The 23061-nt window shown below is 42.4% G+C and carries 13 protein-coding genes, 3 tRNA genes, 3 rRNA genes and 5 pseudogenes; 17 read left to right on the top strand and 7 right to left on the bottom strand.

What is annotated here, in order from left to right; genetic code table 11:
- The 6 genes and pseudogenes from QMQ21_RS02745 to ply form a co-directional block, all read left to right on the top strand.
- A partial coding sequence (locus QMQ21_RS02745; RefSeq protein ID WP_261813866.1) for a DUF1542 domain-containing protein occupies nt 1-298 on the top strand: 298 nt, incomplete at its 5' end.
- Between the two features lie 106 nt (nt 299-404).
- A complete protein-coding gene (locus tag QMQ21_RS02750) occupies nt 405-1397 on the top strand; it encodes a hypothetical protein (RefSeq protein ID WP_261813867.1) in 993 nt (330 codons plus the stop codon).
- A gap of 309 nt (nt 1398-1706) precedes the next feature.
- Nucleotides 1707-2165, top strand: a complete 459-nt coding sequence (locus QMQ21_RS02755; RefSeq protein WP_261813868.1) for a DUF4231 domain-containing protein — start codon at nt 1707-1709, stop codon at nt 2163-2165.
- Between the two features lie 74 nt (nt 2166-2239).
- A complete protein-coding gene (locus tag QMQ21_RS02760; protein WP_261813869.1) occupies nt 2240-2785 on the top strand; it encodes a hypothetical protein in 546 nt (181 codons plus the stop codon).
- Between the two features lie 70 nt (nt 2786-2855).
- A pseudogene (locus QMQ21_RS02765) lies at nt 2856-3188 on the top strand (hypothetical protein).
- Between the two features lie 10 nt (nt 3189-3198).
- Nucleotides 3199-4613, top strand: a pseudogene (ply, locus tag QMQ21_RS02770) (cholesterol-dependent cytolysin pneumolysin).
- Between the two features lie 755 nt (nt 4614-5368).
- Here the strand turns inward: ply and QMQ21_RS02775 are convergent.
- Nucleotides 5369-7102: an IS1634 family transposase gene (locus QMQ21_RS02775; RefSeq protein WP_016399281.1), complete on the bottom strand. Its 1734-nt coding sequence runs from the start codon at nt 7100-7102 to the stop codon at nt 5369-5371.
- 230 nt (nt 7103-7332) lie between these two features.
- On the opposite strand from QMQ21_RS02775, the gene QMQ21_RS02780 reads away from it, so the two are divergent.
- The 6 genes from QMQ21_RS02780 to QMQ21_RS02805 all read left to right on the top strand — a co-directional run bounded on the left by QMQ21_RS02780 (nt 7333) and on the right by QMQ21_RS02805 (nt 12611).
- Nucleotides 7333-7404: transfer RNA gene (locus tag QMQ21_RS02780), tRNA-Glu, on the top strand.
- Between the two features lie 244 nt (nt 7405-7648).
- Nucleotides 7649-9192, top strand: a 16S ribosomal RNA gene (locus tag QMQ21_RS02785).
- 51 nt (nt 9193-9243) lie between these two features.
- Nucleotides 9244-9316, top strand: a tRNA-Ala gene (locus tag QMQ21_RS02790).
- 124 nt (nt 9317-9440) lie between these two features.
- Nucleotides 9441-12340, top strand: a 23S ribosomal RNA gene (locus QMQ21_RS02795).
- Nucleotides 12341-12416: 76 nt separating this feature from the next.
- A 5S ribosomal RNA gene (gene rrf, locus QMQ21_RS02800) occupies nt 12417-12532 on the top strand.
- Together the 16S, 23S and 5S rRNA genes with 3 tRNA genes alongside form the textbook arrangement of a ribosomal RNA operon.
- Before the next feature lie 5 nt (nt 12533-12537).
- Nucleotides 12538-12611, top strand: a tRNA-Asn gene (locus tag QMQ21_RS02805).
- Between the two features lie 147 nt (nt 12612-12758).
- On the opposite strand, the pseudogene QMQ21_RS19245 reads toward QMQ21_RS02805, so the two are convergent.
- Nucleotides 12759-13239, bottom strand: a pseudogene (locus tag QMQ21_RS19245) (transposase); the annotation flags it as partial.
- Nucleotides 13191-13403, bottom strand: a complete 213-nt coding sequence (locus QMQ21_RS19250; protein WP_345774398.1) for a hypothetical protein — start codon at nt 13401-13403, stop codon at nt 13191-13193. The pseudogene QMQ21_RS19245 and the gene QMQ21_RS19250, both read right to left, overlap by 49 nt.
- 39 nt (nt 13404-13442) lie before the next feature.
- Between QMQ21_RS19250 and QMQ21_RS02820 the strand changes: the two are divergent.
- A pseudogene (locus QMQ21_RS02820) lies at nt 13443-13652 on the top strand (glycine radical domain-containing protein); the annotation flags it as partial.
- 439 nt (nt 13653-14091) lie between these two features.
- Here QMQ21_RS02820 and QMQ21_RS02825 read toward each other — a convergent pair.
- The 4 genes and pseudogenes from QMQ21_RS02825 to trkA all read right to left on the bottom strand — a co-directional run bounded on the left by QMQ21_RS02825 (nt 14092) and on the right by trkA (nt 18658).
- Nucleotides 14092-15819 carry an IS1634 family transposase gene (locus QMQ21_RS02825; RefSeq protein WP_000874118.1) on the bottom strand — a complete coding sequence of 576 codons (1728 nt, stop codon included), beginning with the start codon at nt 15817-15819 and terminating at the stop codon, nt 14092-14094.
- A 302-nt stretch (nt 15820-16121) separates the two neighbouring features.
- Nucleotides 16122-17071 (bottom strand): annotated as a pseudogene (locus tag QMQ21_RS02830) (TrkH family potassium uptake protein); the annotation flags it as partial.
- Nucleotides 17072-17305 (bottom strand): hypothetical protein, encoded by a 234-nt coding sequence (locus tag QMQ21_RS02835; RefSeq protein WP_007285018.1) that lies wholly within the window; start codon nt 17303-17305, stop codon nt 17072-17074.
- Between the two features lie 3 nt (nt 17306-17308).
- Nucleotides 17309-18658: a Trk system potassium transporter TrkA gene (gene trkA / locus QMQ21_RS02840; RefSeq protein ID WP_000691705.1), complete on the bottom strand. Its 1350-nt coding sequence runs from the start codon at nt 18656-18658 to the stop codon at nt 17309-17311.
- A gap of 186 nt (nt 18659-18844) precedes the next feature.
- On the opposite strand from trkA, the gene QMQ21_RS02845 reads away from it, so the two are divergent.
- The 4 genes from QMQ21_RS02845 to QMQ21_RS02860 all read left to right on the top strand — a co-directional run bounded on the left by QMQ21_RS02845 (nt 18845) and on the right by QMQ21_RS02860 (nt 23029).
- Entirely contained in the window at nt 18845-19693 is an 849-nt protein-coding gene (locus QMQ21_RS02845; protein ID WP_261813874.1) for an SAM hydrolase/SAM-dependent halogenase family protein, read from the top strand.
- Between the two features lie 15 nt (nt 19694-19708).
- The gene (locus tag QMQ21_RS02850) at nt 19709-20254 is read left to right on the top strand and encodes an ECF-type riboflavin transporter substrate-binding protein (protein WP_000795930.1); all 546 of its coding nucleotides are present in this window, start codon (nt 19709-19711) and stop codon (nt 20252-20254) included.
- Between the two features lie 283 nt (nt 20255-20537).
- Complete coding sequence (locus QMQ21_RS02855; RefSeq protein ID WP_261813875.1) at nt 20538-22214, top strand: ABC transporter ATP-binding protein; 1677 nt, start codon at nt 20538-20540, stop codon at nt 22212-22214.
- A complete protein-coding gene (locus QMQ21_RS02860; protein ID WP_001148088.1) occupies nt 22199-23029 on the top strand; it encodes an energy-coupling factor transporter transmembrane component T family protein in 831 nt (276 codons plus the stop codon). Before QMQ21_RS02855 ends, QMQ21_RS02860 begins: the two co-directional genes overlap by 16 nt.
- Nucleotides 23030-23061 lie beyond the last annotated feature (32 nt).

The following is a 23061-nucleotide window of genomic DNA, read 5'->3' on the forward strand; positions in this document are numbered from 1 at the left end:
GACCGCCAAAGCGAAGGTTACTGAGGAAGCAGAAAAAGCTAAGACCGCCATTGACCAAGCAGGTGACCAAGAAGCGGTTAATCAGGCTAAGGAAGACGGCTTAACTGCCCTTGATGGTCTGAATCCAATCGGACGCGACGGTCAAAAACAAGCGATTGTAGACAAAGCGAATGAGAAGACGACTGCCATCGGCAACAATCCAGACTTGACGGAAGCAGAGAAGAAGACCGCCAAAGCGAAGGTTACTGAGGAAGCAGAAAAAGCTAAGACCGCCATTGACCAAGCAGGAAAGCGTTAATCGGCAAGAGGTAACGCGAGTCGAAACGGACGGACGTCAAAAACAAGGATTGTAACAAGCAGAGAAGCGCATCGCACATCGCTTGACGAAGCAGAAAGCGCCAAATATGAGAAGCAGAAAGCAAGCCCTGACAGGTGACCAAGAAGCGGTTAATCAGGCTAAGGAAGACGGCTTAACTGCCCTTGATAAAATTCTTAAAGATCTTTCTGATCGTATTAACCAAGGAAACTCATTCACACCAAGTAATGGTGGCAACCAAACAGGTTCAGATAATAGAGGGGATACGGCTAGCCAAGGAGATAGACCAGCTCCATCTGGTGATGGCAGTCAAGGTGATGCAAATAACCAAACTCAGCCTACTACTCCAAGCACTCCAGCTCATTTAGGTGATTCGACGGATCAAGCTACTAGTTTATCTAGTCAACAGAGGGGAACAGGAAATGCGACAGAAGCAGAGTCTCCACAAGGGCTATCTGAAAGTTCTGCGAGACCAGCAGTGCGTAGCCGTAGAAGTGTAGCCTTTGCTGGAGGCGCTCAATCGAGTCAAGAGAAACAGGTTGATAAATCCGTCTTAAGAGAGTTGATTCAAGACTTGGAAACTCGTTTGAAAGACTTGGATGGTATTGATCAATCTGTCATTGACGCTGCGAAGATCATTCTCGGAGAGGGTCAAGAAGCCCTTAGAAATGCTGACTTGTCAGAGGCAGGTTTGAGAGAGATTACTGCTAAGGTCAAAGAAGCACTCGAATCCTTGAGAGGCAAGCAAGCGACTAAGGATGAAGAAAAAACGAAAGAAACAAGGAAAGAGCAAGGTCATCTTCCATACGGTACCATGATTGGTAGCCTGCTCGCCCTTCTTGGTCTCCTTCTCTTCCTCATCGCGCGTCGCAAGAAAGAGTCAGAACTCAAGAAATTGACCAAGGAATTGACTAAGGTTCTGCAAGAAAGCGACCTTACAAGTGTAGATGCGAAAGTCCTCGACCAAGCACGAGAAGCTCTCGCTCAAGCAGTTGCCTTCCTAGCCAATGAGAAAGAGTCTGACCACACAGAAGATGAGTTGATTGAGAAACTCAAAGCTATTCTTGCTCAGCTAAGATAAGCAAAGTTTAGACGAGTCGGAAACCAGCTAGAATACTGATTGAAAGAATGTTGGAAAAACTCAATTTGAGGTGAACATTTAGAAAATCTTTCTCTGATAAAACGCATAATATCAAGCTTTTTAAGGCAAGATATTATGCGCTTTTATCATTTTGAAACTTTTGTTCCATCCTTTTTGTGATATTTTTCCTTATTTCACAAATATTTCATATTTGGATTTTATAATAAGTTATAGTTCAGTTTTTACTATACTTTGATATTCAAATATGTTATACTATGATTATCAAAGTAAATGAAAGGGATTACGAACATGACGCCAGAAGAAATGTACTTGACAGAGCGATTAGACGTACAGATAGCTCATTTTTTAAAGAAAAGCGTTCAACATCGTAGACGCTATAAGGTATTAAAAATAACAGAAATCGTGGCAGGTTTTCTCATAGCTGTTTTTTGTGCTATTCCTATGCCAGGTGATCGCTACCGTTTGATTTCGGTTGCCTTGTCCAGTCTAGGCTTGCTGTGTGAGGGGATTCTCAATTTGTATAATGCCAAGGAACACTGGATTTCTTACCAAAAGACTGCGCAACTCCTGGAGAGAGAAAAATTCCTCTATCAATGTCAAACGGAGAAATATGCAGGAAAAACCAAGGATTTTGCCCTATTTGTCAAGACATGCGAAGGTCTTATCTCAGAGGAAATCAACCAGTGGGAAAGTATCCAGTCAAAAGAAGTAGCAGCTAGTGCAGATGCTCCAGAGAAAAAAGAATAGGAGGTGGAGGAAATGTTTCAATCCAGCTACCTATTGCCCTTGCTCTGGTTGAAAAAGAAGCCGATAAGGAAAAGATGAGCGCGACTCAGTGCCAGATATTTTTCTTTTACTATCAACTATTTGAACTCTTATTTGCTAGAGAAAGCGACTTGAGAGACTTATGTCTGGGAAGGCAAGGTTTTTATTTCTCGCAGTTAGAGAAAGATTTGCTTTCTGGAGTTTCCCACTTTCTAACAAACTTGGAGGGAAAAGGGACTCTCAAGGCTAATCAAGAAGTATCAGCTCGCAAAGCCCTTTTTCTAGCCTTGACAACTAGCCAGTCAGATTGGCAAGAGTTAGCTCCTGTTTTTGATTTTTATCAGACTATTGGGGGACTTGAACATCCTTCTCTCTTGAGTTCTCAGGACAGACAGCATCTGATGTGGATTTACCAGTCAGCTTTGGAGAAGGATTATAGTGTCAAGGTAATTGGCGACAAGCATTTTGTATTGAAGAGACAAGATGCTACTAAATTGACAGGGCGCCAAACTCAAACTTTGGAAGCACTGAGTCAATCAGAAGACTTGGTCAATCCTGTCTATGTTACATTAGGAGAAAAGGGGGTGCTCTTGCTTGATTAAGAGAGGAGATGTTGTAGCTCTTTATTTGCCTTTTCCGACTATTAGTAGCGATTTGGCTGTGAAGAATCATATGTATATTTGTATTGACAACAGCATGACTAAAAACAAAGAGTTGGTTAAAAATCAGACCTTCAAACCAGCTCTCTTGACCAGACGTTTGGTCAAGAACTTTATGATAGAAGAGTAGGATCTAGCTCGTAATCCTTTTACAAGACCAACCTTGATTGACTTAGATAAGGTATTTATGTTAGATAATACGGTCATTCCGACTTCTTATCTAGCCAGACGGCGACGCAATGTCTCAGAAGAATTGTACGAGGAAGTTTTGGATCACTTAGTCCAACCACGGCTGATTTCGCTGAACAAGTCTGAGTTTATGCAACTCAATCCAGGAACTTATTAGGAGGAAGAATATGGCAAATAAAGCAGTAAATGACTTTATACTAGCTATGGATTACGATAAAAAGAAACTCTTGACCCATCAGGGAGAAAGTATTGAAAATCGTTTCATCAAAGAGGGGAATCAGCTACCCGATGAGTTTGTTGTTATCGAAAGAAAGAAGCGGAGCCTGTCGACAAACACAAGTGATATTTCCGTGACGGCTACCAACGATAGTCGCCTCTATCCTGGAGCGCTTCTCGTAGTGGATGAGACCTTGTTAGAGAATAATCCCACTCTTCTTGCGGTCGATCGTGCTCCGATGACTTATAGTATTGATTTGCCTGGTTTGGCAAGTAGTGATAGCTTTCTCCAAGTAGAAGATCCCAGCAATTCAAGTGTTCGCGGAGCGGTAAACGATTTGTTGGCCAAGTGGCATCAAGATTATGGTCAGGTCAATAATGTCCCAGCTAGAATGCAGTATGAAAAAATCACGGCTCACAGCATGGAACAACTCAAGGTCAAGTTTGGTTCTGACTTTGAAAAGACAGGAATTCTCTTGATATTGATTTTAATTCTGTCCATTCGGGCGAAAAGCAGATTCAGATTGTTAATTTTAAGCAGATTTATTATACAGTCAGCGTAGATGCTGTTAAAAATCCAGGAGATGTGTTTCAAGATACTGTAACGGTAGAGGATTTAAGACAGAGAGGAATTTCTGCAGAGCGTCCTTTGGTCTATATTTCGAGTGTTGCTTATGGGCGCCAAGTCTATCTCAAGTTGGAAACCACGAGTAAGAGTGATGAAGTAGAGGCTGCTTTTGAAGCTTTGATAAAAGGAGTCAAGGTAGCTCCTCAGACAGAGTGGAAACAGATTTTGGACAATACAGAAGTGAAGGCGGTTATTTTAGGGGGCGACCCGAGTTCGGGTGCCCGAGTTGTAACAGGCAAGGTGGATATGGTAGAGGACTTGATTCAAGAAGGCAGTCGCTTTACAGCAGATCACCCAGGTTTGCCGATTTCCTATACAACTTCTTTTTTACGGGACAATGTAGTTGCGAGCTTTCAAAACAGTACAGACTATGTTGAGACTAAGGTGACAGCTTACAGAAACGGAGATTTACTTTTGGATCATAGTGGTGCCTATGTTGCCCAATATTACATTACTTGGGATGAATTATCCTATGATAATCAAGGTAAGGAAGTTTTGACTCCTAAGGCTTGGGACAGAAATGGGCAGGATTTGACGGCTCATTTTACCACTAGTATTCCTTTAAAAGGGAATGTTCGCAATCTCTCTGTCAAAATTAGAGAGTGTCTCGGACTTGCCTGGGAATGGTGGCGTACGGTTTATGAAAAAACCGATTTGCCACTAGTGCGTAAGCGGACGATTTCTATTTGGGGAACGACTCTTTATCCTCAGGTAGAGGATAAGGTAGAAAATGACTAGGCTCGTGATTTTAAAATGAGTCTATCAAACCGTAGCTGTAAGAAAAAGTAAAAAGGGTAGTGAAACTCCTTGCTATACAGGGAATTAGCTACCTTTTACTTGTTTTAGAAGTGCCGTTGTACTAGTCTAACTTCAGTATCATGTGAAATCAAAAAGAGCATACATTTCTGTTTCAGGAACACATAAATTACACTCTTCGAAAATCTCTTCAAACTACGTCAGCCCTATCTGCAACCTCAAAACAGTGTTTTGAGCAACCTGTGGCTAGTTTTCGAGTTTGCTCTTTGATTTTCATTGAGTAATAGATGTTTGGTTAGAAATTCTTCTATTGATTTCTTAGAATACAATAGCGCCTATAAGAACTGTTGAATTTCAAAGTATTTACTTGAACTATGATATGTCTGGAGTAGACTGTCAATAAAAGGTGCAGTATGATTGTTTTTGTCGATTATATCTACAAACTCTAAACAGTAGTTTGAGCGGACTTTGTCAAACTTGGTAGAAACTTTCTATTTTCAGATAATGGTCTAGTTTGTTTTTTGAATGTTGATAAGGATGGAAAGGCAAGACCATCTTGGCAACAAAAGTGCTATCCTAGTTGGATTTACTGAATAAAATCCATTTCCTCTAGTGAAAATCGAAAAAACTTGTGTTATAATCCCATCTTTGACAGTTTTTCGAAATCAAAGAGCCCCTAAATACTGATATGACAGCTTTTCGGAGCTCTTTTTCTCTTTTTAAAAAATGCGTACTTTTTATCTAGATTTGGTTTTCTTAAAAATTTTTTTCATATTTTTTTCGCTTATAATCTCAAAATCAGTTTGGAAACCAAATGCTTGGTGGAGTTGATCCGTGATAGTTGTTCTGGTGTAAGTTGGAAGATATCCTGCTCCATAAAGATGTTTGAACTTGTAATTGCGTAAGGTTTGGATGAGTTCTGAACAGGTGACTGTTTCTCCTAGTTGTTTTTCCAAGAGACGATAAATCATTAGTGCTAGGAAACAAATAGTGAAATGTGCTTGAATCCTATCTGAACGGCTGAGATAAACGGGTCTGGCTCGTAGTTCCTGCTTCATGATACGAAAACTCTCTTCAATTTCCCACCGCCTTTGATTGATGACTACAATTGTCTGGATATCTTCATCTAGATTAGTGGCTACGGCGTAGAGACCATCATATTGAGCCTCTTCTTGAATACGTTCCTCATCAAGAGTTAGAATCCTTTTCTCGGCGATTTCCCCTTCTTTGGTAGTACTTGTTTCTTTCAGAAATCTCTTAAAATCGGTTTGTCTCTTCTTGGTAGCTTGGCTGGGCTTGCCCAGTAACTTACTAGCCCGTTCAATCTGTCTCTCTCGTATCGTTCGATGATAGTCTTGATATTTAGTAGAAAAGGTCACAATCAAGCGTTGATTTGGTAAATCTTCATCATAAAAAGGAGATTCTTTAAAGAAGAGCTGTTTTTTTAATTCCTCTCTGTGCTCTAGCTCATCCAGATTGTAAAAGATAGGATTCTTATCCCCAACCATTCGCCAACCACTTTTATCCAAAGCCCAGTCTCTGTATTCTTTCTTTAACTTCTTGATAGATTGAGTTGTGACATAGGAACGTTCCCCAAAAGAATTGTACATCTTATTGGCTTTTGATGAGAGTCCAGCATCTGTACAGACTACAAATTTTGAAGCCTTGTACTCCTTGACAATCTTTCTTTCTAATGGTTTAAGAGTAGTTTGTTCATTTGTATTTCCAGGGTGGATACAGAAAGCTAGGGGAATTCCTTGTTTGTCCATAAAGAGTCCCATCTCCACAATTGGATTTGGGCGATGTTCTTTAGATGGACCGTATTGTCTCAGAAGTCCTTCCTCATCTTCAGCTTCAATTTCAAAATAGAAGTTAGTACAGTCATAGTAGAGAACTTCTGTCTGTCGTTGGGTCATCTTTTTTGAAGTTTGATAGGTTTGTTCTTGTATAAACTCTGTTTCATTAGAAATAACTTCAAGAGCCCGATAAAAATGTTGGAGTTCAAATTCTTTAGGTTCGAGTAATGTTTTTGAAAATTCTAGGGTGGATCGTTTTGAAGCAGGAGCTAGAATCCGTCCATAAATCAATCGAGATAGGATATCATCTAGAGAGAAATTAAAACGATGTCGTTTTTGGATTTCTTTGTTAATTCTAGGCAAATCTAGTTGATGATAGAGGTCTTGTAGGAAGAGATAGCCTCCATGATATTCGTTCAATTGATTTTGTTTTAACTGTTTGTTCTGACTAAAGGTAATGAGGAAATCTTTATTTTCTTCTTTTTCTTTCTCAGTTAATTCCTTGGCACGTAAACGAGCCCACTCAAGAGGTTCCATATCAGGATGTTCTTTTAAGAGTGTGTTATGATTGCCTAAGTTTTCTACGATAGTAGAAGTCCGTTTATTTCCAACCTTGATGTCTTTAATAATAGCGTAGTTGATAGTGTTTTTTGACTTTGATTGTTTCACTCTCATCTTTTTATACCTCGCTCTATTATAACAAAGTACGGAAAAGTACGCAAATAAAAAACGGTGAAATTTGACAAGAAAATCCCTTATATCAACCTTTATGAGGAGTTTTTCACTTCACAACTGTCAAAGTCCCGAGAAGTTAGCAAATTGTAAAAAGTTTAAAAAAGTTTAAAAAAGTAGTTGACAAAGTTTGAAAAGATTGTATAATAGTAAGAGTTGAAAATAACAACTCTGGTCCGTTGGTCAAGGGGTTAAGACACCGCCTTTTCACGGCGGTAACACGGGTTCGAATCCCGTACGGACTATAGTATGTTGCGGTTGGAACACTTGATGAAAAAAAGATTAAAAAAGTTTCAAAAAAAGTGTTGACAAGCGAAAGTGATTGTGATATACTAATATAGTTGTCGCTTGAGAGAAGTAAGTGACAAAGACCTTTGAAAACTGAACAAGACGAACCAATGTGCAGGGCACTACAACTGAAGTTGTAGTACTGAACAATGAAAAAAACAATAAATCTGTCAGTGACAGAAATGAGTGAGAACTCAAACTTTTAATGAGAGTTTGATCCTGGCTCAGGACGAACGCTGGCGGCGTGCCTAATACATGCAAGTAGAACGCTGAAGGAGGAGCTTGCTTCTCTGGATGAGTTGCGAACGGGTGAGTAACGCGTAGGTAACCTGCCTGGTAGCGGGGGATAACTATTGGAAACGATAGCTAATACCGCATAAGAGTAGATGTTGCATGACATTTGCTTAAAAGGTGCAATTGCATCACTACCAGATGGACCTGCGTTGTATTAGCTAGTTGGTGGGGTAACGGCTCACCAAGGCGACGATACATAGCCGACCTGAGAGGGTGATCGGCCACACTGGGACTGAGACACGGCCCAGACTCCTACGGGAGGCAGCAGTAGGGAATCTTCGGCAATGGACGGAAGTCTGACCGAGCAACGCCGCGTGAGTGAAGAAGGTTTTCGGATCGTAAAGCTCTGTTGTAAGAGAAGAACGAGTGTGAGAGTGGAAAGTTCACACTGTGACGGTATCTTACCAGAAAGGGACGGCTAACTACGTGCCAGCAGCCGCGGTAATACGTAGGTCCCGAGCGTTGTCCGGATTTATTGGGCGTAAAGCGAGCGCAGGCGGTTAGATAAGTCTGAAGTTAAAGGCTGTGGCTTAACCATAGTAGGCTTTGGAAACTGTTTAACTTGAGTGCAAGAGGGGAGAGTGGGATTCCATGTGTAGCGGTGAAATGCGTAGATATATGGAGGAACATTATGGCGAAAGCGGCTCTCTGGCTTGTAACTGACGCTGAGGCTCGAAAGCGTGGGGAGCAAACAGGATTAGATACCCTGGTAGTCCACGCCGTAAACGATGAGTGCTAGGTGTTAGACCCTTTCCGGGGTTTAGTGCCGCAGCTAACGCATTAAGCACTCCGCCTGGGGAGTACGACCGCAAGGTTGAAACTCAAAGGAATTGACGGGGCCCGCACAAGCGGTGGAGCATGTGGTTTAATTCGAAGCAACGCGAAGAACCTTACCAGGTCTTGACATCCCTCTGACCGCTCTAGAGATAGAGTTTTCCTTCGGGACAGAGGTGACAGGTGGTGCATGGTTGTCGTCAGCTCGTGTCGTGAGATGTTGGGTTAAGTCCCGCAACGAGCGCAACCCCTATTGTTAGTTGCCATCATTCAGTTGGGCACTCTAGCGAGACTGCCGTTATAAACTAGGAGGAAGGTGGGGATGACGTCAAATCATCATGCCCCTTATGACCTGGGCTACACACGTGCTACAATGGCTGGTACAACGAGTCGCAAGTAGGTGACGGCAAGCTAATCTCTTAAAGCCAGTCTCAGTTCGGATTGTAGGCTGCAACTCGCCTACATGAAGTCGGAATCGCTAGTAATCGCGGATCAGCACGCCGCGGTGAATACGTTCCCGGGCCTTGTACACACCGCCCGTCACACCACGAGAGTTTGTAACACCCGAAGTCGGTGAGGTAACCGTAAGGAGCCAGCCGCCTAAGGTGGGATAGATGATTGGGGTGAAGTCGTAACAAGGTAGCCGTATCGGAAGGTGCGGCTGGATCACCTCCTTTCTAAGGAAAAGGAACTGCGCATTGGTCTTGTTTAGTCTTGAGAGGTCTTGTGGGGCCTTAGCTCAGCTGGGAGAGCGCCTGCTTTGCACGCAGGAGGTCAGCGGTTCGATCCCGCTAGGCTCCATTGGTGAGAGATCACCAAGTAATGCACATTGAAAATTGAATATCTATATCAAATAGTAACAAGAAAATAAACCGAAAACGCTGTAGTATTAATAAGAGTTTATGACTGAAAGGTCAGAAAATAAGGTTAAGTTAATAAGGGCGCACGGTGGATGCCTTGGCACTAGGAGCCGAAGAAGGACGTGACAAACGACGATATGCCTTGGGTAGCTGTAAGTGAGCGATGATCCAGGGATTTCCGAATGGGGGAACCCAACAGGTACTACCTGTTACCCACATCTGTTAAGGATGTGAGGAGGAAGACGCAGTGAACTGAAACATCTAAGTAGCTGCAGGAAGAGAAAGCAAAAGCGATTGCCTTAGTAGCGGCGAGCGAAACGGCAGGAGGGCAAACCGAAGAGTTTACTCTTCGGGGTTGTAGGACTGCAATGTGGACTCAAAGATTATAGAAGAATGATTTGGGAAGATCAGCCAAAGAGAGTAATAGCCTCGTATTTAAAATAGTCTTTGTACCTAGCAGTATCCTGAGTACGGCGGGACACGTGAAATCCCGTCGGAATCTGGGAGGACCATCTCCCAACCCTAAATACTCCCTAGTGACCGATAGTGAACCAGTACCGTGAGGGAAAGGTGAAAAGCACCCGAGGGGAGTGAAATAGAACCTGAAACCGTGTGCCTACAACAAGTTCGAGCCCGTTAATGGGTGAGAGCGTGCCTTTTGTAGAATGAACCTAGCGAGTTACGTTATGATGCGAGGTTAAGTTGAAGAGACGGAGCCGTAGGGAAACCGAGTCTGAATAGGGCGCCTTAGTATCATGACGTAGACCCGAAACCATGTGACCTACCCATGAGCAGGTTGAAGGTGCGGTAAGACGCACTGGAGGACCGAACCAGGGCACGTTGAAAAGTGCTTGGATGACTTGTGGGTAGCGGAGAAATTCCAAACGAACTTGGAGATAGCTGGTTCTCTCCGAAATAGCTTTAGGGCTAGCGTCGACATTAGAGATTCTTGGAGGTAGAGCACTGTTTGGGTGAGGGGTCCATCCGGATTACCAATCTCAGATAAACTCCGAATGCCAAAGAATTATGGTCGGCAGTCAGACTGCGAGTGCTAAGATCCGTAGTCGAAAGGGAAACAGCCCAGACCACCAGCTAAGGTCCCAAAATAATTGTTAAGTGGAAAAGGATGTGGGGTTGCACAGACAACTAGGATGTTAGCTTAGAAGCAGCTATTCATTCAAAGAGTGCGTAATAGCTCACTAGTCGAGTGACCCTGCGCCGAAAATGTACTGGGGCTAAAACAATTTACCGAAGCTGTGGATACCTTTATAGGTATGGTAGGAGAGCGTTCTATGTGTGATGAAGGTATACCGTGAGGAGTGCTGGAACGCATAGAAGTGAGAATGCTTGGTATGAGTAGCGAAAGACAGGTGAGAATCCTGTCCACCGTAAGACTAAGGTTTCCAGGGGAAGGCTCGTCCGCCCTGGGTTAGTCGGGACCTAAGGAGAGACCGAAAGGTGTATCCGATGGACAACAGGTTGATATTCCTGTACTAGAGTATGTAGTGATGGAGGGACGCAGTAGGCTAACTAAAGCAGACGATTGGAAGTGTCTGTCTAAGCAGTGAGGTGTGAATTGAGTTAAATGCTTAGTTCTATAACATTGAGCTGTGATGGGGAGCGAAGTTTAGTAGCGAAGTTAGTGACGTCACACTGCCAAGAAAAGCTTCTAGCGTTTAAACATACTCTACCCGTACCGCAAACCGACACAGGTAGTCGAGGCGAGTAGCCTCAGGTGAGCGAGAGAACTCTCGTTAAGGAACTCGGCAAAATGACCCCGTAACTTCGGGAGAAGGGGTGCTGACTTGAAGTCAGCCGCAGTGAATAGGCCCAAGCAACTGTTTATCAAAAACACAGCTCTCTGCTAAATCGTAAGATGATGTATAGGGGGTGACGCCTGCCGGTGCTGGAAGGTTAAGAGGAGTGCTTAGCGGTAACGCGAAGGTATGAATTGAAGCCCCAGTAAACGGCGGCCGTAACTATAACGGTCCTAAGGTAGCGAAATTCCTTGTCGGGTAAGTTCCGACCCGCACGAAAGGCGTAATGATTTGGGCACTGTCTCAACGAGAGACTCGGTGAAATTTTAGTACCTGTGAAGATGCAGGTTACCCGCGACAGGACGGAAAGACCCCATGGAGCTTTACTGCAGTTTGATATTGAGTGTCTGTACCACATGTACAGGATAGGTAGGAGTCTATGAGATCGGGACGCCAGTTTCGAAGGAGACGTTGTTGGGATACTACCCTTGTGTTATGGCCACTCTAACCCAGATAGGTGATCCTATCGGAGACAGTGTCTGACGGGCAGTTTGACTGGGGCGGTCGCCTCCTAAAAGGTAACGGAGGCGCCCAAAGGTTCCCTCAGAATGGTTGGAAATCATTCGCAGAGTGTAAAGGTATAAGGGAGCTTGACTGCGAGAGCTACAACTCGAGCAGGGACGAAAGTCGGGCTTAGTGATCCGGTGGTTCCGTATGGAAGGGCCATCGCTCAACGGATAAAAGCTACCCTGGGGATAACAGGCTTATCTCCCCCAAGAGTTCACATCGACGGGGAGGTTTGGCACCTCGATGTCGGCTCGTCGCATCCTGGGGCTGTAGTCGGTCCCAAGGGTTGGGCTGTTCGCCCATTAAAGCGGCACGCGAGCTGGGTTCAGAACGTCGTGAGACAGTTCGGTCCCTATCCGTCGCGGGCGTAGGAAATTTGAGAGGATCTGCTCCTAGTACGAGAGGACCAGAGTGGACTTACCGCTGGTGTACCAGTTGTCTTGCCAAAGGCATCGCTGGGTAGCTATGTAGGGAAGGGATAAACGCTGAAAGCATCTAAGTGTGAAACCCACCTCAAGATGAGATTTCCCATGATTATATATCAGTAAGAGCCCTGAGAGATGATCAGGTAGATAGGTTAGAAGTGGAAGTGTGGCGACACATGTAGCGGACTAATACTAATAGCTCGAGGACTTATCCAAAGTAACTGAGAATACGAAAGCGAACGGTTTTCTTGGTTTGAATAGATATTCAATTTTGAGTAGGTATTACTCAGAGTTAAGTGACGATAGCCTAGGAGATACACCTGTACCCATGCCGAACACAGAAGTTAAGCCCTAGAACGCCGGAAGTAGTTGGGGGTTGCCCCCTGTGAGATAGGGAAGTCGCTTAGCTTTAATCCGCCATAGCTCAGTTGGTAGTAGCGCATGACTGTTAATCATGATGTCGTAGGTTCGAGTCCTACTGGCGGAGTAATTTAGTTAAGAGGTTTAGGCCTCTTTTTTTGTTATGTAATAATAATCTATCTCGTGTTATTAGAGGCGAGACATTTTTCGGCTCTTTGTCAACTGTAGTGGGTTGATGAAAAGCTAATCTCGAGAAAGGGCAAATTTCGTCATTTTTTTTGAAGTTTTTAAAGTTCCGAAAACCAAAGGCGTTGCGTTTGATAAGTTTGATGAGATTATTAGTGACTTCTAGTTTGGCGTTAGAATAGGCTAGTTTAAGGGCATTGACAATTTTCTCGTTATCAGCGTTCCAAACATTCAAAAATAGTTGGGACTTCCCTTAATAAATCTGTTACTTTCTTTTTCAAGATAGCCCAAGCTTGCTCAATAGGATTCAAATCTGGTGAATAAGGCGGTAGAGGTAAGAAAAAGTGTTTATCTTGGATGCAGAGTTCATCCAAAATGTTCTTGGGATAAAAACTAGCATTGTCCATGATAATAACATGAGGTGTCTTCAAAGCAGGCAGGAGTTGCGTTTTGAACCACTCCACAAAGAAATCGCTTGTCATGCTGTTCTTGTAAATCATGGGAGCTATAAACTCTCTGTCTACTTGTCCTGCAACAATTGAAGTTCGCTCAAAACGACGTCCGCTAATCTTTTCATAGACTTTCTCCCCTTTAGAGCCCCTGCATAAGGACGATAGAGGTAGCGGTCGATTCCTGTCTCATCAATGTATACGATTGGTAAATCGTTTAGGTTATCCAAAATATCAAGAAACTCAGCGACTTTCTCTGGGTCTTGTTCCTTAAAGCTCGTCATCTTTTTTGAAGTGACCTTCATCTGCTTTAAAGCTGCCCATACGAAAACGGTGGACAACACGTTAACTTGAACGTTATGGACTTGAACGATGTTTACGAAAAGATTATGTCAGGTGAAGACGTTATCGTACGTATCTCTGGATACTGTGTAAACACTAAATACCTCACTCCAGAACAAAAAACTGAATTGACACAACGTGTCTTCCACGAAGTTCTTTCAATGGATGATGCCTTGGATGCATTGAGCTAATCAAGTTCTTGAATAATGAAAAGGAACCCTCGGTCAGTCGACTGAGGGTTTTGTGCTTGGGGATAGTGTGAGCAATTCCTTCGGCGCAATATGCAATGTTTTTGGAAAGGAATAGTGGACCGAATCTGAAATAGCCCGCTGAAACGTTTCAAACAGTGCTAGAAATTGACTGGAATTCAAAGATACTTGTTGAGTTGGGGGGATTTGAAAATAATCCTCAATGAAAATCAAAGAGCAAACTAGGAAGCTATCCTCAGGTTGCTCAAAACACTGTTTTGAGGTTGCAGATAGATCTGACGCAGTTTGAAGAGATTTTCATTGAGGATAAGTCAGGTACTGAAATGTCTGATCGGGATTTAAAGATATAATCCCGACTTTATCACTTAAAAAATACAAAAGGGCAGCTACCCCCTTGCGCGACAAGGGATTTCGCTGTTCTTTAATCTCGTTTAGGTGTTGTATATGGAGCTTTGGCGTAATTTTTGAGTTCTTCAAACTTCACGAACCCTTTGTTCCATTCCATGCCCAATAATCTATTTAGTAGCTGCATATCTGGACTTTCTTGTAGTCTATAGTAATTATCTTGTAACCTAGTTGCTTTGGCACTGTTGAGAGCATTAGCGATTCTCCTTGGACTCATCTTCCAATTAATTTGATGTTGGAGGAGTCGAAGATGAATTAAAGCGATAAAACAAGTCAAAAAATGTGCCTGTATATGATTTTCTGTCCATACATAAACAGGTCTACTTTCAAGCTCTGTCTTCGTGATGCGGAAGCAATCCTCAATCTTAGCTAACTCTTTATAAGCCTCCAACATCTCTTCATCTGTCATTCCAACTTCACTTGTTACAAGAACATTCACACCATCAAACTGAGCATCAAAATCAACCTGCTCATGGTCAATGGTAACAAGTGGGGAAAAAGGCTTTAGTTCCCCTGTTTTTTCATCCAGATAGTGGAGGTCTAGATATTTCTTGCCTCCTTTTTTACTGGTCTGTCGAAAGAGTTCCGCATTGGTTAGTTGGCTGGCATATTCTAAAGCACCTTCCCGACGAATCCGTTCTCGATCAGCGTATTTCTTAGACCAAGTAATCAGAACTTTCTCTTTGACAAGTGGAGAATCCTTCTTCGTTCCCAGCTTGCGTTCACGTAGATAGGACTTCTTTGCGAAGGTCAACTCCTTATTAAATTGCCAATCGTTTGGATTTAGAATTTGTGTTTGTAGCTCCTTTGAGGCGCCACGCCGTCCACGATGCTTCTGGGAGAAGAGCCATCCATCTTTTTGATGAATCATCTCAGAAATATTGTAAGAGCTATTCATAGCCTTATCGGCCACCACCACAATACGCTCAATTCCAAACTGTTTTTTAACTTCCTCAACAGCTGGAAGATAGGTAATAGGATCTGTTTGATTTCCTCTAAATAACTTATAACTGATGGGAATTCCATTCGTATCCATAAATAATCCTAATTGGACAATGGGTTTGGGACGATGTTCCTTACTAGGACCTCGCCTTCTTAGTCCTTCTTTTAGAATTTCACCATCAACTGAAACAACCGTCTCATCGGGGATATCTGTTTCAAAGTAGTAGTTCGTTACATCGTAGAAAACTAAACGTGCTTCACGCTTGGTCATGCGACTCACTTCTTTATGAAGATGAAGCAGAAGTTTTTCTTTCAAGGTATCCAACTTATCTAACGAACGATAAATAGCGTTGAGGCTTATTTCCCAATGACCAAATAAGTTTACTTGAGAAGCATAAGTAGATAACTTACTATCTGGATTGAGGACTCTCTGAAAAACTAATAGTTTTAAAACTTGAGCCAAATCGTACTCTGATTTCGATTTCACTGTCTTTAGAAACTCGGTTAGTTTTAACTCTTCAAACAGGTTATCCAAGACCATCCAACCATAGGACTGATCCACCTCATTCATAGGAGCCAGTAGGTCATAGCTTACTTGAAAGAATTGAGGTTCTGTTAGTAGACCTTCCTTTGCCTCACGTTTCAAACGTTCTAAGATATCAGGTTCCTCTACCTCTAGTTCATCTAAGAGACCATATTTTTTCAAAATACGCTGTCTGACTTTTCCATCTTTTCGATATCCCTCCACAAGATAGACATGAGTACGCCCTTCTTTGTTGGTTGTTGTTTTAATAAATGCCATACTCTATTATAGCATACATAATTATATACAACAAACAAAAAAGTTGAAAAATAGTCGGAAAATCCAGATGTACCAAGGGATTAAGTAAGGTCGGCGGAGAATTAAGTGATAAAGTCGGGCAGATAGATCTGACGCAGTTTGAAGAGATTTTCATTGAGGATAAGTCAGGTACTGAAATGTCTGATCGGGATTTAAAGATATAATAAAATGAAATAAGAATAGGACAAATCAATCGGGACAGTCAAATCGATTTCTAACAATGTTTTAGAAGTCCAGATGTACTATTCTAGTTTCAATCTACCATACTTGAGAATTTTATGCTGGGTATCCTTATCAATCACCGTTTGATTCACATGGAGAGTCAAAACACGGTGGGGAGATAGAATGGACAAAATTTGATTTTTGGCAATTTTTGAAAGGATGAGGCCTCGAATAATCTTGAGTCCACCTGCAGTTGATCCAGCAGAGCCACCGATTGCCATGAGGAAAAGGAGGATAAACTGGGAGAAGAGGGGCCAGTTGGTAATATCTCCATATCCAAAACCAGTTGTTGTAATGATGTTGGAAACCTGGAAGAAGGCCTTCAAAGCTCTTTGAAAACCCTGGGTAGAGGTAGAGGGTGTTGAGGCTAATCAAGCCTGTAGAAACCAGTACAATGACCAAGTAAGCCCGAAGTTCTTCGTCACCAAAGAAGGCCTTGATGCGACGGAACATGAGGTAGTAGTAGAGGTTGAAATTTACCCCAAAAACCAGAACTCCGATACTGACCAGATAGGTAATCAGTGAGCTGCCATAGTGGGCAATTCCGTCGTTATAGACGGTAAAGCCTCCAGTTCCCGCTGTCCCCGTAGCAATGACAAAACTATCGTAGAGAGGCATGCCAGCTAGATAATAGATGATGACAAAGAGGGAGAAGAGAGCTAGATAAAGGAGATAGAGAATCTGGGCAGTGTTTTTTAGTTTGGATACAACCTTGCCAAAAACAGGACCTGGAACCTCAGCCTTCATCACCTCTAGGTGGCTATTTTTGGCATTGTCCATAATAGCAAGTGCAAAAACAAGCACTCCCATCCCTCCAATCAAGTGGGTAACTTCGCCAGAAGAGGAGGGAACGGCTGAGAACCGAAACGTCGTTCAAAATAGTTGCTCCAGTAGTTGTAAAGCCAGAACTAATTTCAAAAAAGGCATCAATAACGCTAGGGATTTGCCCAGAAAAGACAAAGGGGAGACCACCAAAGAAGGACCAAAGGATTCAACAGAGGGCCACAATCAAGATTCCCTCCTTGGCATAAATCCGTTGATTTTTTGGCTTTTGTAAAATTCCTGAGCCACCTAGTAATACCAGAATTCCAATCGTTGTAAAGAGGGCTGTAAAGACTTGGCTCGATTCACGGTAATAGAGAGCGACAGCTACAGGAACCAAAAGGAGAACCGCTTCAATCAAAAGTAACTTTGAAAGGAGGTAGCGAATCATACTTTTATTCATTTCTTACCTCGCGATCAAGTCATAAATCTTAGTGATATTCGGCAACAAGGTTGTTACTAGGAGCTTGTCTCCAACTTCCAACATATCCTCCCCAGTTGGGAAAATCGTTTTGCCCTTTCGAATGATAGCTGCAATAAGAACCCCTTTTTTCAATTTCAGTTGAGAAAGAGGTTTGGCAGTCATTTTATTGGCTTCCTTGATATGGAATTGCAGGGTTTCGATTTGGCCATTGGCTAGATGGTGCATGGCTTGAAGGTCTGAATACTGGGCATTAACCCGACCACGAATAAAGTGCATAATCGTGTCTACGGCAATACTTTTAGGTGTGATGATACTTGAAAAATCAGGCGCATTGATAATTTCGAGGAGACTGGTACGATTGACCTTGGTAATATTTTTCTGTACACCTACCCTGTCCAGGAACATAGAGGTAATCAGATTTTCCTCATCGACCCCTGTTAGAGTCGCAACGGCATCATAGTTTTGAGCACTTTCTTCCAGCAGGATATCTTGTGCGGTACCATCTCCTTGAACGATGTAGAGGTTTGGGAATTTCTCGCTAAAGAAGCTAGCGATTTCAGGATTGATTTCAATAATCTTAGTATCAATACGACTATCTTTGAGGATACCTAGTAGATAATAGGCAATTCTACCAGCTCCAACAATAAGAAGACCCTTCACGGCACGAGACTTGAAATAATTATGGAAGAGCATCATATCAACACGGTTACCAGTGACAAAGATTCTATCTTTATCCTGTACAGTCATGTTACCGCTTGGAATGATAATTTGATGATCTCTTTCTATCGCACGACAATGACATTGCCAAATTTTTTTCCGAAAATCAGAAATGGGCATTTGGCAAAGACTACTGGAGGATTTAACAGTGAATTCCATCAAGCTGACCCGTCCACCAAAGAAACGTTCGACAGATAGAGCGTTGGGGAAGTCAATGATGTTGGCGATAGCGCGGGCAGCCAAGAGCTCAGGGTTAACGATAAGAGAAAAACCGAGAATATTCTTTTCTTTGAAATAGGAGTTAGAATATTCAGGGTTCCGCACCCGAACGATGGTCTCTTTAGCTCCCATTTTTTTGGCTAGAACAGCTGCAATCATGTTGACTTCATCGTACTCAGTCAGGGTGATAAAGATATCACAATCTTGGACGCTGGCTTGCTCAAGAATGGCAAAATCGACCCCGTTACCAAGGATACCCATGATATCAAAGCGACTGACAATATGATTGAGAACAGCTTCGTCTTGCTCAATCAGCAAAACATCATGCTTTTCTGCAACCAAGGAGCGACAGAGGGCAAAACTAACTTTTCCCCCTCCGACAAGGATAATTTTCATAATAAAACCTACTTTTTCATGATGTAACTATCATATCCTTTTTCAAAAAAATGCACCTACTAGCCAATAAGGGAGAACTTTTAGCGGAAATCTGCTATAAGGTAAAACTATACCCTAAGCAATTGAAATAGCTATTAGCGACTTTCTCTGAAATATGGTATGATAAAGGATATACAAGGAGATAAAATGAATAATAATTTACTGGTATTACAATCAGACTTTGGTCTGGTTGATGGTGCGGTATCGGCTATGATTGGAGTGGCTTTAGAAGAGTCTCCAACCTTAAAAATTCATCACTTGACGCACGATATCACACCTTATAATATTTTTGAGGGTAGTTACCGTCTCTTTCAGACGGTGGATTACTGGCCTGAGGGAACGACTTTTGTATCGGTTGTCGATCCAGGTGTCGGCTCGAAACGTAAGAGTGTGGTTGCCAAGACTGCAAACAATCAATACATTGTCACGCCAGATAATGGGACTCTTTCTTTTATCAAGAAACACGTTGGTATTGTAGCCGTTCGTGAAATTTCTGAGGTAGCTAATAGGCGTCAAAACACAGAGCATTCTTATACTTTCCACGGTCGTGATGTCTATGCCTATACTGGTGCTAAACTGGCCAGTGGTCACATTTCTTTTGAGGAAGTGGGGCCAGAGCTCAGTGTGAATCAGATTGTGGAACTTCCAGTCGTAGAGACCATTAGTGAAGATCATCTGGTGAAGGGAGCCATTGATATTCTGGATGTGCGTTTTGGTTCGCTTTGGACCTCTATTACGCGAGAAGAATTTTACAAACTGGAACCAGAATTTGGTGACCGTTTTGAAGTGACCATCTATCACGCTGATATGCTGGTCTATCAAAATCAGGTTGTTTATGGCAAATCATTTGCAGATGTGAGAATTGAGCAACCCATCCTTTACATCAACTCTCTCTATCGTTTAGGTCTGGCTATCAACCAAGGTTCCTTTGCCAAGGCCTATAATGTAGGTGTCGGTTCATCTTGGACCATTGAAATAAAGAAAATAGAATCATAAAATAGGAGAATATAGATGAAAAATCAATCAATTAAACAAGTTGTTGCTGTAGGAATTGGCGCTGCCCTCTTTGTCGTCATCGGGATGATCAACATTCCGACCCCTGTTCCAAATACAAGCATCCAGCTTCAGTATGCGGTACAAGCGCTACTTTCTATTATTTTTGGACCGATTATCGGTTTGCTTGTCGGGTTGATTGGTCATGCAATCAAGGACTCTCTTGCTGGTTACGGTCTGTGGTGGACTTGGATTATCGCTAGTGGGCTCTTTGGTCTAGCTGTGGGGCTATTTAGAAAGTACGTTCGCGTGATCAATGGTGTCTTTGACTGGAAAGATATTCTTATTTTTAACCTCATTCAACTACTTGCAAATGCCCTTGTTTGGGGTGTCTTGGCACCACTTGGAGATGTTGTGATTTATCAAGAAGCTGCAGAAAAAGTATTTGCCCAAGGAATTGTTGCGGGAATTGCTAATGGTGTATCTGTAGCTATTGCAGGAACTCTTCTCTTGCTTGCCTATGCAGGAACTCAAACTCGTGCAGGAAGTTTGAAAAAGGACTAAAATGATGGAGAAGGCTGGGCAACCAGTCTTTTTCGATGTTTATAGATTAGTTAGGCAAGTAAGCTAGGATAGGAATCTTTTTGGCGCTAAGTTTTTAATAGAAGAGTCTGCAAGAAGGGGTAGATTTATGATAAAATAGAAGTCTAATACTCTGCGAAAATTAAATTCAAACCGCGTCAGCTCTATCTGCAACCTCAAAACAGTGTTTTGAGCAACCTACGGCTAGCTTCCTGGTTTGCTCTTTGATTTTCATTGAGTAGAAGAAGCGAATGAAGAGAGTAAGATGAAAGAAGCTATAATTGAGTGGAAGGATTTCTCTTTCCAGTATGAAACACAACAAGAACCGACCTTGCAAGGGATAGACTTGACCATTTACAAGGGAGAGAAAGTCTTAATTGTTGGACCATCTGGATCAGGTAAATCTACCTTGGGTCAGTGTTTGAATGGGATTATTCCCAATATTTACAAGGGTCAGACATATGGAGAATTTTTGATAAAGGGTCAAACAGCCTTTGATATGAGCATCTATGATAAGTCTCATCTGGTTAGCACAGTTTTGCAGGATACAGATGGGCAGTTTATCGGCTTATCTGTGGCAGAGGACTTGGCTTTTGCTCTAGAAAATGATGTAACAAGTCTAGAAGAGATGAAAAGTCGTGTTCATAAATGGGCTGAAAAGCTGGACCTTCTCCCTTTACTAGCTCAGCGTCCTCAAGACTTGTCTGGTGGACAAAAGCAGCGAGTTAGTCTAGCTTATGTCTTGATTGATGAAAGTCCGATTCTCTTGTTTGATGAGCCACTCGCCAATCTGGATCCCAAGTCAGGTCAGGATATTATTGAATTGATTGATCAGATTCATAAGGAGGAGGGGACGACCCTTATTATCGAGCACCGTTTGGAAGATGTTCTGCATCGACCTGTGGATCGGATTGTCTTGATAAACGATGGCCGTATCCTCTTTAATGGAAGTCCTGATCAGTTATTGGCGACTGATTTGTTGACCCAAAATGGAATTCGCGAACCCCTTTATCTCACCACTCTCCGTCAATTGGGTGTGGATTTAGCCAAGGAAGAACAGTTAGCAGATCTGGATAACTTGTCTATCTCAAAAGGTCAGGTTCAGTTGCAGAATGAACTGGCAAAAGAGATGCCAGATTTGCAGTCACTTTTTAGACTAGAGGAGGTTTCTTCTTATGATGATAGACCGATTTTAAAATCCCTACATTTGGATATTAAAAAGGGTGAAAAGATTGCCATTGTCGGGAAAAATGGAGCAGGGAAGTCAACTCTAGCCAAGGCCTTAAGTAGCTTTATTCAGACGGAAGGTCGCTATCTTTGGGAAGGGCAGGATATAAAAGGAGATTCTGTTGCAGAGCGGGCGGAACGAGTAGGCTATGTGCTGCAAAATCCTAATCAAATGATTTCAACTAACATGATTTTTGATGAGGTGGCTCTGGGACTTCGTTTGCGAGGTGTGGATGAGAAGGAAATTGAAACGAGAGTCTATGAAACTTTGAAAATCTGTGGTCTCTATGAATTCCGTAATTGGCCTATTTCTGCCCTGTCATTTGGTCAGAAAAAACGTGTCACTATTGCCTCGATTTTGGTTTTAGGAGCTGAAATTATCCTCTTAGATGAACCGACAGCAGGTCAAGACCAGAAGAACTATACTGAGATTATGGAATTTCTCGAAGAGTTGCATCAAAAAGGTCATACCATCGTCATGATTACGCATGATATGCAATTGATGCTGGATTATTCAGACAGGGCCCTTGTCATGGTTGATGGAGAACTGATTGCTGATACTGATCCAGCTAGTCTGTTGAGCAATCCTGAGCTGTTAGTAAAAGCCAATCTAAAAGAAACTTCAATCTTCAACTTGGCTAAAAAACTAGACGTGGATCCACTTGCTTTAACGGCATTTTACAAAGAAAGGAGAGAAGGATGCAAGCTAAATTAATTGGTTACCAGCATAGAGATACTGTGATTCATCGCTTGTCAGGAGCTGGTAAACTTCTCTTTTTCATCCTCGTGTCATTGGCGGCCATGATTAGCTATGATACCAGACTGCTTGTTCTGATTGCCATCTTTTCGGTCTTTCTCCTCTATTTGTCAGAAATCCGTTTTAAAGATGTTTCCTTTGTGGCCGTTTTTGCGACGGTATTTGCCGTTTTAAACGTTTTGATGGTCTATCTCTTTTCTCCTGAGTATGGGGTTGGACTTTACGGAGAGAGAAGTGTGATTTGGCAGGGAATCGGTGCCTACACTCTGACCAGCCAGGAGCTCTTTTATCTGCTAAATCTGGCCATTAAGTACCTTTGTACCATTCCTCTGGCTATTATCTTTTTGATGACAACCCATCCTAGTCAGTTTGCTTCTAGTTTAAATCAAATTGGTGTGCCTTACAAGATTGCCTATTCAGTCAGTCTGACCTTGCGCTATATTCCAGATTTGCAGGAAGAATTCTTTACTATCAAAATGTCTCAGGAGGCGCGTGGGATGGAATTATCCAAGAAAGCTTCTCTTATGCAACGAATCAAAGGCAATTTGCGCATTATTACTCCCTTGATTTTTAGCTCGCTAGAACGCATTGATACCATCGCGACCGCCATGGAGCTTCGGCGCTTTGGGAAAGAGAAAAAACGCACTTGGTATAGTTATCAGGCCTTGAAAAAAGGAGACTATCTTACCTTGTTCTTGGCAGCCTTGTTTTTAGTAGCTAGTTTACTACTTATCTTGCAGAATCAAGGACGATTTTACAATCCTTGGAAATAGCTTGAAAAAATTGAAAAAATCAAGTCGTTTCT

Source organism: Streptococcus bouchesdurhonensis, from assembly GCF_948472335.1.

Excerpts from the sequence above, each read along its gene's own strand:
- QMQ21_RS02825 (WP_000874118.1), bottom strand. The coding sequence starts at position 15,819 with ATGGCATTTATTAAAACAACAACCAACAAAGAAGGGCGTACTCATGTC.
- QMQ21_RS02845 (WP_261813874.1), top strand. The coding sequence starts at position 18,845 with ATGAATAATAATTTACTGGTATTACAATCAGACTTTGGTCTGGTTGAT.
- QMQ21_RS02855 (WP_261813875.1), top strand. The coding sequence starts at position 20,538 with ATGAAAGAAGCTATAATTGAGTGGAAGGATTTCTCTTTCCAGTATGAA.
- QMQ21_RS02755 (WP_261813868.1), top strand. The coding sequence starts at position 1,707 with ATGACGCCAGAAGAAATGTACTTGACAGAGCGATTAGACGTACAGATA.
- QMQ21_RS02850 (WP_000795930.1), top strand. The coding sequence starts at position 19,709 with ATGAAAAATCAATCAATTAAACAAGTTGTTGCTGTAGGAATTGGCGCT.
- QMQ21_RS19250 (WP_345774398.1), bottom strand. The coding sequence starts at position 13,403 with ATGACGAGCTTTAAGGAACAAGACCCAGAGAAAGTCGCTGAGTTTCTT.
- QMQ21_RS02775 (WP_016399281.1), bottom strand. The coding sequence starts at position 7,102 with ATGAGAGTGAAACAATCAAAGTCAAAAAACACTATCAACTACGCTATT.
- QMQ21_RS02835 (WP_007285018.1), bottom strand. The coding sequence starts at position 17,305 with ATGAATAAAAGTATGATTCGCTACCTCCTTTCAAAGTTACTTTTGATT.
- QMQ21_RS02760 (WP_261813869.1), top strand. The coding sequence starts at position 2,240 with ATGAGCGCGACTCAGTGCCAGATATTTTTCTTTTACTATCAACTATTT.
- QMQ21_RS02860 (WP_001148088.1), top strand. The coding sequence starts at position 22,199 with ATGCAAGCTAAATTAATTGGTTACCAGCATAGAGATACTGTGATTCAT.
- QMQ21_RS02750 (WP_261813867.1), top strand. The coding sequence starts at position 405 with ATGAGAAGCAGAAAGCAAGCCCTGACAGGTGACCAAGAAGCGGTTAAT.
- trkA (WP_000691705.1), bottom strand. The coding sequence starts at position 18,658 with ATGAAAATTATCCTTGTCGGAGGGGGAAAAGTTAGTTTTGCCCTCTGT.